The 10,416-nt window shown below is 76.3% G+C and carries 8 protein-coding genes; all 8 read left to right on the plus strand.

Annotated features, from left to right (window positions below; translation table 11 throughout):
* The first annotated feature begins 2 nt into the window (after positions 1–2).
* Positions 3–2,345, plus strand: a complete 2,343-nt coding sequence (locus tag OZ948_17355) for a heavy metal translocating P-type ATPase (GenBank protein MEB2346495.1) — start codon at positions 3–5, stop codon at positions 2,343–2,345.
* A 34-nt stretch (positions 2,346–2,379) separates the two neighbouring features.
* Positions 2,380–2,754 carry a hypothetical protein gene (locus tag OZ948_17360; protein ID MEB2346496.1) on the plus strand — a complete coding sequence of 125 codons (375 nt, stop codon included), beginning with the start codon at positions 2,380–2,382 and terminating at the stop codon, positions 2,752–2,754.
* 90 nt (positions 2,755–2,844) lie between these two features.
* Positions 2,845–4,212, plus strand: coding sequence for a TolC family protein (locus OZ948_17365; GenBank protein ID MEB2346497.1), 1,368 nt, complete (start codon positions 2,845–2,847; stop codon positions 4,210–4,212).
* A complete protein-coding gene (locus OZ948_17370) occupies positions 4,205–5,740 on the plus strand; it encodes an efflux RND transporter periplasmic adaptor subunit (GenBank protein ID MEB2346498.1) in 1,536 nt (511 codons plus the stop codon). Before OZ948_17365 ends, OZ948_17370 begins: the two co-directional genes overlap by 8 nt.
* Positions 5,740–8,919 carry a CusA/CzcA family heavy metal efflux RND transporter gene (locus tag OZ948_17375; protein ID MEB2346499.1) on the plus strand — a complete coding sequence of 1,060 codons (3,180 nt, stop codon included), beginning with the start codon at positions 5,740–5,742 and terminating at the stop codon, positions 8,917–8,919. The genes OZ948_17370 and OZ948_17375 overlap by 1 nt, the downstream gene beginning before the upstream one ends.
* Positions 8,916–9,224, plus strand: coding sequence for a copper-binding protein (locus OZ948_17380; protein MEB2346500.1), 309 nt, complete (start codon positions 8,916–8,918; stop codon positions 9,222–9,224). The genes OZ948_17375 and OZ948_17380 overlap by 4 nt, the downstream gene beginning before the upstream one ends.
* 68 nt (positions 9,225–9,292) lie before the next feature.
* Positions 9,293–10,126, plus strand: a complete 834-nt coding sequence (locus OZ948_17385) for an LLM class flavin-dependent oxidoreductase (GenBank protein MEB2346501.1) — start codon at positions 9,293–9,295, stop codon at positions 10,124–10,126.
* Positions 10,127–10,185: 59 nt separating this feature from the next.
* Positions 10,186–10,416 (plus strand): hypothetical protein (locus tag OZ948_17390; protein ID MEB2346502.1); only part of this gene is annotated, 231 nt, incomplete at its 3' end.

Raw genomic sequence — 10,416 nt, forward strand, 5'->3', positions numbered from 1 at the left:
CCGTGCGCGACCCGGTGTGCGGCATGGAGGTGGCGGCGGACGCCCCGCTCGGCGCCGAGCACGCGGGCCGGGTCTACCGCTTCTGCAACCCGCGCTGCCGCGAGAAGTTCGTGGCCGACCCCGAGCGCTGGCTCGCGCCGGTCAGCGAGGCCCCGCCCGCCGCGGCGCCGGCGCCGGGCCGGCGCTTCACCTGCCCGATGCACCCCGAGGTCGTGCGCGACGCGCCCGGGGACTGCCCCCTGTGCGGGATGGCGCTCGAGCCGCTCGCGCCGAGCCTCGAGGACGAGGGAGACAGCGAGGAGCTGCGCGACCTGCGCCGGCGCCTGCGCGTGAGCGCCCTCCTGACCCTGCCGGTCTTCGCGCTGGCGATGGGGGAGATGATCCCGGGCCTCTCGCACGCGCTCGCCAGCCCCGCCCTCGCCTGGCTCCAGCTCGCCCTCGCGACCCCCGTCGTGCTGTGGGGCGGCGCGCCCTTCTTCGCGCGCGCCTGGGCCTCGCTGCGCACGCGCCTCAACATGTTCACGCTCATCGCGCTCGGGACCGGCGCCGCCTGGGCCTCCAGCGTGGCGGCCCTGCTGGCGCCGGGCTGGTTCCCGGCCTCGTTCCGCGACGCCCACGGCCGGCTGCCGCTCTACTTCGAGGCGGCGGCGGTGATCGTGACGCTGGTCCTGCTCGGGCAGGTGCTCGAGCTGCGTGCGCGCAGCCGCACGGGCGCCGCCATTCGGGCGCTGCTCGGGCTCGCGCCGAAGACCGCCCGCCGCCTGCGGCCCGACGGCAGCGAGGAGGACGTCCCGCTCGACGCCGTCCACCCGGGCGACCGCCTGCGCGTGCGGCCCGGCGAGAAGGTGCCGGTGGACGGGGTCGTCGAGGAGGGCCACAGCGCGGTCGACGAGTCGATGCTGACGGGCGAGCCGATCCCGGTCGAGAAGGCGCCGGGGGCGCCGGTCTCGGGGGGCACCGTGAACCAGACCGGGAGCTTCGTGCTGCGCGCCGAGCGCGTCGGCGCGGAGACGCTGCTGGCCCGGATCGTCCAGATGGTGGCCGAGGCGCAGCGCAGCCGCGCGCCGATCCAGGGCCTGGCCGACCAGGTGGCGGCGTGGTTCGTGCCCGCGGTGGTGGCGGTGGCCGCCGTCACCTTCGCGGTGTGGGCGCTCTTCGGCCCCGAGCCGCGCCTCGCGCACGCGCTCGTGAACGCCGTGGCCGTACTGATCATCGCCTGCCCGTGCGCGCTCGGGCTCGCGACGCCGATGTCGATCATGGTCGCGGCGGGCCGCGGCGCGACGGCCGGCGTGCTCTTCCGCAACGCCGAGGCGATCGAGCGGCTGCGCGAGGTGGACACGCTGGTCGTGGACAAGACCGGCACGCTCACCGCGGGGCGCCCGCAGCTCGTGGCCGTCGAGCCCCTCGGCAGCGTGGGCGAGGCCGAGTTGCTCGCCGCGGCGGCCGGGCTCGAGCGGGGCAGCGAGCACCCGCTGGCCGCCGCGATCCTGGCGGGCGCCGAGGCCCGCGGCGTGCGGCCGGCCGCCGCCGACGCGTTCGAGTCGCGCACGGGCAAGGGCGTGCTGGGCCGCGTCGGCGGCCGGCCCGTCGCGCTCGGCAACGCGGCGCTGCTCGCCGAGATCGGCGTCGGCCCGCTGCCTGAGGATCCAGAGGGCTTGCGCGGCGATGACCCAGAGGGCTTGCGCGGCCTCGCCGCCCGCGCGGACGCGCTGCGCGCCGGGGGCCAGACCGTCCTGTTCGTCGCGCTCGACGGCCGCGCCGCGGGCCTCGTCTCGGTCGCCGATCCGATCAAGCAGACCACGCCCGAGGCGATCGAGGAGCTCCACCGCGAAGGCCTCCGGATCGTGATGCTCACGGGCGACAACCGCACGACCGCCGAGGCCGTGGCCCGCCGGCTCGGCCTCGACGAGGTCGAGGCCGGCGTGCTCCCCGACCGGAAGGCGGCCGCGGTCCAGCGCCTCCAGGCGCAGGGCCGGGTCGTCGCGATGGCGGGCGACGGGGTGAACGACGCCCCGGCGCTCGCCCAGGCCGACGTCGGGATCGCCATGGGGACCGGCACCGACGTCGCGATGGAGAGCGCCGGCGTCACGCTCGTCAGGGGCGACCTGCGCGGGATCGCCCGCGCCCGCGCGCTCTCCCGCGCGACGATGCGGAACGTCCGCCAGAACCTGTTCTTCGCCTTCGCCTACAACGCGCTCGGCGTCCCGATCGCCGCCGGCGTCCTCTACCCCTTCACCGGCCTGCTGCTCTCCCCGATGCTGGCCGCCGCCGCGATGAGCCTCTCCTCGGTCTCGGTGATCGCAAACGCGTTGCGGCTGCAGCGGGTGCGGATCCGAGCCGCTTGACCAGGGACGGCCGCCCGCCGATGATGGGGACGCCATGACCCGAGCCGACCCGAGAGGCCAGCGCCTGCGCCGCATCGCGGTGGCGTGGCTGCTGGCGGTCGGGCTCGCGAGCCTCCTCGGAGGCGTGGCGGCGGCGCAGGCGGCGGCCCGCGATCACGCCTGCTGCGGGGCCGCGCAGGATCGCGCCGAGGCGCCCCCGCCCTCCTGCCCGTCGCTCCTCCCTCTGGCCTGCTGCGACGCCACCACGGTCCCGGCCACGAGCCATCACGCCTCCGACCTCGGCGCCCTCCTCCCGGGGCCGGCGCTCGCCAGCGGCCCCGGCCCGGGCTCCGCGCGCCCGCCCTGCCCGGGCTGTGATCCGAAGCCGCGCGTCTCGCCACTCGAGCTCTCGGTCGTCCTGCACCTCTGATCCCCGCTCGCGTCCGGATCGACGGATCCCGCGGTGCGCCCCGGCGCTGGCACGCCGGCCCTTCGCGCCGCCCGACGAGCGAGGAGTCCGATGCTCTCGACATTCCGCTGCGCCGTCCTGGCGCTCGCGGCGCTGCCCGGCTGCTTCGGCGCCGGCGGCGCCGCCGTCCACCGGCTCGACCGCGAGCTCGATGCGCTCGAGGCCGTCCCGCCTCCGGCTGAGGCTCCCTTCGAGGGGGCCGCCGTCCTCGAGCGCAGTGCCCTCGTGGAGGAGGTGCTGCGCCGCAACCCGACGATCGCCGCCGCGCGCTACGCCTGGCGTGCCGCGCTCGCGCGCTACCCGCAGGAGACGGCGCTCGAGGACCCGATGTTCTCCTACGGGCTCGGGCCCAGGACCTTCACCTCGGACGAGGCGCCCCAGGTCGGCCAGCGCTTCGAGCTCTCGCAGGCCTTCCCCTTCCCCGGCAAGCGCGCGCTGCGCGGCACGGCCGCGCTCGCCGAGGCCGAGGCCGCCGCCCGCGACTACCAGGCCGTGCGCCTGCGCCTGGCCGCGATGGCCTCCGCGCTCTACGACGACTACTGGCTGGTCACCCAGGCCGCGCGGATCAACGGCGAGCACCTCGCGCTCGTGCACGAGCTGCGCGAGGTCGCGACCGCGCGCTACGAGAGCGGCAGCGCCGAGCAGCAGGATCCCCTGCGCGCCGAGGTCGAGGAGACCGAGCTCCTGCACCAGGAGGTGTCGCTCGCCTCGGCGCGCCGGATCACCGAGCAGCAGCTCGCGCTCCTGCTCCACGCGCCGGGCGGGAGCCCGCTCCCGCCGCCGCCCGACGAGCTCGTGCCGGTGACCGTGGCGGACCCGGGCGCCGGGACCGGGCCCGCGCCGGCCGAGCGCCCCGAGCTGCAGGCGGCGGACGCCCGCGTCCGCGCCCGCGAGGCCGGCGCAGACCTCGCGCAGCTCGCCTACTTCCCGGACGTCCGGGTCCTGGCGGTCTACGACCGCTTCTGGGAGGCCGGTGACATGCAGCCGATGGTCGGCTTCGAGCTGAACCTGCCCTTCCAGCTCGCCCGCCGGCGCGCGGCGCTCGAGCAGGCACGGGCGGAGCTCGGCGCGGCCCGCAGCGAGCGGGAGCGGATGCAGGACGAGATCGCGACCGAGGTCGCGACCGCCCGAGAGCGGCTCGCCGAGGCCCGCCACCTGCTCGAGCTCGTGCGCGACCGCATGCTCCCGGCCGCGCGCGACCAGCTCGGCGCCGCGCGCGCCGGCTACGAGGCGGGGCGCGTCGACTTCGCGGACGTGATCGAGGCGGAGCGCGCGCTGCGCAAGGGCACGCTCGCGAGCGACGAGGCGCTGGCCGAGACGAGCCGCCGCGCGGCCGAGCTGGCCGCGGCGCTCGGCCGGACTCCGGGCGAGGAGCCGGGAGGAGAGACCCCGCACGAGGGAGGCAGCCATCATGAGTGACGCCACGCGACGCCGGCTCGTCACCAGCTTCGTGATCCTGCTCGCGGCCTGCGGCGGCCGGGGCTCGGAGCCCGCGGTCGTCGCAGGCGGGGGGCTGCGCCTCGAGGCCTCGGTCACGCCGGCCTCCCTGCGCGTCGGGGAGAACGAGATGGAGCTCGTCCTGCGCGACGCCGGGGGCCGCCCCGCCGACGACGCCACGGTGTCGGTGAAGGTCCACATGCACGCGATGGGCGCGATGCCCGCGATGGGCGGCGCCGCGCGCGTGGAGGACACCGGCCCGGGGCGCTGGCGCGCCCGCTTCGCGCTCGAGATGGGCGGCACCTGGCTGGTCGAGGTGCGCGCGACGCGCCCGGACGGCGACGCGCTCGCCGCGGAGGGCTCGCTGACGGTCGGCACGCCCGGGGTGCGGCTCGCCGCGACCGGGGCGGCGCCGGCGGCACCGCCCGGCTCCTCCGCACCGCCCGGCGCGGCCGCGGCGGGCGCCGGTCACGTCCACGGCGCGGCACCCCGGCCGAGCGGGGCGTCCGAGGGCGCCCCCGGCGAGTTCCGCTTCGACGCATCCCGCCTCCGCCAGCTCGGCATCGCGAGCGAGCCCGCCCGCCGCGAGGAGCTCAGCGTGTCGGTGCGCGCCTTCGGCCGCGTCGTGCTCGACGAGACGACGCTGCGGGACGTCACGGTGCGGGTCGGCGGCTTCGTCGGCGAGGTGGAGGCCGACGCGCTCGGCGCCCGCGTCGAGCGGGGCCAGGTGCTCTTCACCTTCTACGCGCCCGAGGCCTACGCCGCCCAGCGCGAGTACCTGGCCGCGCTGCGCAGCCAGCGCGCGGCACACGGGAGCAGCGCACCCGCGCGCGCCGACGCGCTGGCGCGCGCCGGGGCGCGCCGGCTCGAGCTCTGGGGCTTCGCCCCGGAGGAGGTGGAGGCGATCGCCCGGCGCGGGACGCCGCAGGAGTACCTGCCCGTGCGCGCGCCGATCGCGGGCTACGTGGTCGAGAAGGCGATCGTGGCCGGGAGCCCCGTCGAGGCGGGCCAGCGCGTCTACCGCATCGCGCCGCTCGACCGGATCTGGATCGACGCCGAGATCTACGAGGCCGAGCTCGGGCTCGTGGCGCCCGGCCAGCCCGCCGAGGTCGAGCTGCCCTACGCGCCCGGGCGTCGCTTCGGGGCGACCGTCGCCTACGTCTACCCGCGCCTCCAGGAGGAGCGGCGCACGGCGCGGGTGCGCGTCGAGCTGGCCAACCCGGACCTGGTGCTGCGGCCGGAGATGTACGCCGACGTGTTCCTGCGGCGGCCCCTCGGCGCGCGCCTCACCGTGCCCGACACGGCGGTGCTGCGCACCGGCGAGCGCAGCTTCGTGTTCCTCGACCTCGGCGAGGGGCGGCTGCGCCCGCAGCCGGTGGAGATCGGGGTCGCGAGCGAGGGTCGCATCGAGATCCTCTCCGGGCTCGCAGAGGGCGCCCGCGTCGTCACCGCGGGCACCTTCCTGGTCGCCGGCGAGAGCCGGCTGCGCGCGGCGCTGGAGGCGTGGTGATGGACGCGCCCGCCGCCCCCGCGCCGCGCGGCCCGATCGCGTGGCTGATCGCCGCCTGCGCCCGCCATCCGGGGCTCACGGCCCTGCTCGTCGCGGCCAGCGCCGCCTCTGGCATCTGGTCGCTGCGCCAGATCCCCCTCGACGCGATCCCGGACCTCTCCGACGTGCAGGTGATCGTCTACACGGAGTGGCCGGGCCGCAGCGCCCAGCTCGTCGAGGACCAGCTCACCTACCCGATCTCGTCGCAGCTCCTGGCGGCCCCCGGCGTGCGCGCGGTGCGCGGGCAGTCCTTCTTCGGCCTCTCCTTCGTCCATGCGATCTTCGACGACGGCACCGACCTCTACTGGGCGCGCAGCCGGGTGCTCGAGTACATGGCCGGCGTCGAGGACCGCCTCCCCGACGGCGTGACCCCCGTGATCGGCCCCGACGCCACGGGGGTCGGCTGGGTCTTCGAGTACGCGCTCGTGGACCGCAGCGGCCGCCACGATCTCGCGGCGCTGCGCTCGCTCCAGGACTGGACGCTCCGCTACGCGCTGGCGAGCGTCCCGGGCGTCGCCGAGGTGGCCTCGCTCGGCGGCTGGGTGCGCCAGTACCAGGTGGACGTCGACCCGAACCGGCTGGCGGCGCTCGGGGTGACGCTCGCCGAGGTGGTCGAGGCGGTGCAGGCCTCGAACGAGGACGCGGGCGGGCGCGTCCTCGAGCTGGCCGGCCACGAGTACGTGGTGCGCGGGCGCGGCTACCTGCGCGACGCCGGCGACCTGCGCCGCGCCGTGCTGCGGGCGGGCGAGGGGACGCCGATCACGGTGGACGACGTCGCCACGGTGGCGCTCGGACCCGACATGCGCCGCGGCGTCGCGGACCTCGACGGCGAGGGCGAGGTCGTCGGCGGGATCGTCGTGATGCGCTACGGCGGCGACGCGCTGGCGGTGATCGCCGCCGTGAAGGAGCGCCTCGCCGAGCTCGCCGAGACCCTGCCCGAGGGCGTCGAGGTCGTGCCCGTCTACGACCGCTCCGAGCTGATCCTGGCCTCGGTCGACACCCTGCGCCGGGCCCTCGTCGAGGAGCTCCTGATCGTCTCGGCGGTGGTCTTCCTGTTCCTGCTCCACGCGCGCAGCGCGCTGGTGCCGATCCTGACCATCCCGGTCGGCGTCGCGATCTCCTTCGTGGCGATCCGGCAGCAGGGCATGACCGCGAACATCATGTCGCTCGGCGGGATCGCGGTGGCGATCGGGGCGATGGTGGACGCCTCGATCATCCTCGTCGAGAACGCGCACAAGCGGCTCGAGGCCTGGGAGCACGAGCCCGCAGCCAGCCGCCCGCCGCGCCGCGAGGTGATCGTGCGCGCGATGCAGGAGGTGGGGCCGAGCGTCTTCTTCGCGCTGCTCGTGATCACCGTCTCCTTCCTGCCGATCTTCGCGCTCACCGACACCGCCGGGCGGCTCTTCAAGCCGCTCGCCTTCACCAAGACCTATGCGATGGGCTTCGCCGCGGCGCTCTCGGTGACGCTCACGCCGGCGCTCGCGGCGCTCGCGATCCGCGGCCGCATCCGCCGCGAGGACGAGAACCCGCTGAGCCGCGCGATGGTGCACGCCTACGTCCCGGTGGTGCGCTGGGTCGTGCGCCGGCGCGGGCTCGTGGTGGCGGGCGCGGCGCTGCTGGTGGCCGCCACCGTGCCGGTCTTCCTCGCGCTCGGCACCGAGTTCATGCCGCCGCTCAACGAGGGCACGATCCTCTACATGCCGACCGCGCCGCCGGGCATGTCGCTCACCGAGGCCCAGCGCGTGCTCCAGATGCAGGACCGCGAGCTGCGCACCTTCCCCGAGGTCGAGCGCGTCTTCGGCAAGATCGGCCGCGCCGACACGCCGACCGACCCGGCCCCGCTCTCGATGGTCGAGACCGTGGTCACGCTGCGGCCCGAGTCGGAGTGGCGGCCGGGCATGACCTACGAGCGGCTGGTCCAGGAGATGGACGCGAAGCTCCGCTACCCCGGCATGCCCAACACCTGGTGGATGCCGATCCAGACCCGCAACGAGATGCTCGCGACCGGCGTGCGCACGCAGCTCGGGGTCAAGGTCTACGGCCCGGACCTCGCGACGATCGAGGAGGCTTCCATCGCGGTCGAGAAGGCCCTGGCCGGCGTGCCGGGCACGCGCAGCGCCTACGCCGAGCGGCTCACGGGCGGCTTCTACCTCGACGTCGAGCCAGACCGCGACGCGATCGCGCGGGTCGGGCTGCGCGTGCGTGACGTGAACGAGGCCGTCGAGGTGGCGATCGGCGGCACCAACGTCACCTACACGATCGAGGGTCGCGAGCGCTACCCGGTGCAGGTGCGCTACGCGCGCGCCTTCCGCGAGGACCCGGCCGCGCTCGAGCGGGTGCTGGTCGCGACCCCCGGCGGCGCGCAGGTCCCGCTCGGCCAGCTCGCCGGCATCACCGTGCGCACGGGCCCCGACATGGTGCGCAGCGAGGCGGGCCAGCTCGAAGGGCTCGTGCAGGTGAGCGTCGGCGAGCGCCCGATCGTGGACTACGTTGCCGACGCCCGGCGTGCGGTGGCCGAGCAGGTGCAGCTCCCGCCCGGCGTGCGCCTCGAGTGGGCCGGCCAGTTCCGGGCCTGGGAGCGCGCGCGCGACCGGCTCTACGTCGTGGTGCCGCTCACGCTCCTGCTGGTCGCGCTGCTGCTCTACGGGAACACGGGCTCGGCGGTCGAGACCGCCATGGTGCTCCTGGCGGTGCCCTTCTCGCTGGTGGGCGCCATCTGGCTGCTCTGGGCGCTCGGCTACAACCTCTCGATCGCGGTCTGGGTGGGGCTCATCGCGCTGGCCGGCCTCGACGCGGAGACCGGCGTCGTGATGCTCCTCTACCTGACCCTCGCCCATCGCGACCACGAGGCGGCGGGGCGCATGCGCCACATGGCCGACCTCGAGGAGTCGATCGTCGAGGGGGCGGCGCGCCGGCTACGCCCGAAGGCGATGACCGTGATCGCGACGATGGCGGGCCTGCTGCCCCTGCTCTGGAGCAGCGGCACGGGCGCGGACGTGATGAAGCGCATCGCGGCGCCCATGGTAGGCGGCCTCACCACCTCGTTCGCGCTCGAGCTGCTCGTCTATCCTGCGCTCTTCGCGATCTGGAAGCGGCGTTCGCTTCCGGCTCGAGAGGCCACCCGGAGGGAACCCGCATGAAGATCGGATCCGTTGCCTCGTCCGTCCTGCTCGTCCTGAGCCTGCTGGGGGCAGCCGCCTGCAGCGCCGCCGACGTCCAGTCGGGCACCGGCCAGGGCTCGGTGGTCGCCGTCGACGCGGCGGCCGGCGAGATCACGCTCGACCACGGCGAGATCCCGGGCCTGATGGGGGCCATGAAGATGAGCTTCCCGGTCGCCGACCCGAAGCTCCTCGAGGGCATCGAGCCCGGGCAGACCGTCGAGTTCGACCTCGAGTACCGGGGCGGGATGTACACCGTGAAGGCGATCCGGCCGAAGCGCGACTAGCCGATGACCTCCGCTCGGCTCCGCCGCGCTGCGCGCCGGCCGCCTCGCGGGCCGGCCTCGTAGCCGTCGTGGGCTTCGAGGTCGGCATGCTCGTGGCCGCCGATCCGCTTGCGGGTCCTGGCGGCAGCGGTCGCGTGGGCGCGGGCGAGCGGCAGCGCGCGATCGTCGGGTGCGCGGCGCTCGCGGAGCAGCTCGGCTTCGACTCGCTCTGGCTCGCCGGCCCGCACGGCCCGGCGTCGGCGCCGGCCGTGGTGCTGGCCGCGATCGCGGCGCGCACGACGCGGCTGCGCCTCGGCGCCGAGCTCTGCCTCGGCGAGGGCCTCGACCCGCTCCGCGTCGCCGAGGACTTCGCGACGCTCGACGGGATCTCGGCCGGACGCGTCGAGCTCGGGATCGCCACGGGGCGCAGCGACGGCGAGAGCGGCGAGCGCCTCCGCGAGTCGGTCGCGCTGCTGCGCCGCCTGTGGAGCGAGACGGAGGTCACCTGGTCGGGGCGCTTCCGCGCAGCGCTCGCAGGGGTGACCGTGGAGCCGCGGCCGGTGCAGCAGCCGCACCCGCCGCTCTGGATCGGGGGCGGGGCTGCGGCGGAGGCGGCCGACCTGGCGGGCGAGCTCGGGCTTCCGCTGCTGCTGCACGAGCCTTCCGACGACTGGGAGCCGCTCGCCGGCCGCTATCGCGACCGGGCCGCGCGCGCGGGGCACCGGGCGCGGGTCGGCGCCGCCGGCCCCGCCCCGGGCGGGAGCCCGGCCGAGGCCGCGGCGGCGATCCTGGCGGCCCGCGAGCGGCTCGGGCTCGAGGTGCAGCTCGTGCGCTTCGATCGGGGAGGCCTTCCCGAGCCAGAGCTGCGCGAGGCGCTCGCGCGCTTCGGCGCGGCGGTGCTCCCGCTCCTGCGCGCGGCCTGATCCCCTGCACCGTCGGGACCTTGCAGGCCAAACCGCCGTCGGATAAGGTCCGCGCCCTCATGAGCCATCCCGAGCGACCTCCGTTTGGCGACCGCGGCGACCGCGGGCCCTCCGACCGCCCCCCGTTCGGGGACCGGGGTGACCGGCCCCATGGCGGAGGCGGCGGCTACGGCGGCGGGGATCGCTTCGGCGGCGGTGGTGGCGGCGGCTACGGCGGCGGCGGCGGGGATCGCTTCGGCGGCGGTGGTGGCGGCGGCTACGGCGGCGGCGGCGGGGATCGCTTCGGCGGC

It is taken from the genome of Deltaproteobacteria bacterium (genome assembly GCA_035063765.1).
Lineage (GTDB): Bacteria > Myxococcota_A > UBA9160 > UBA9160 > PR03 > CAADGG01.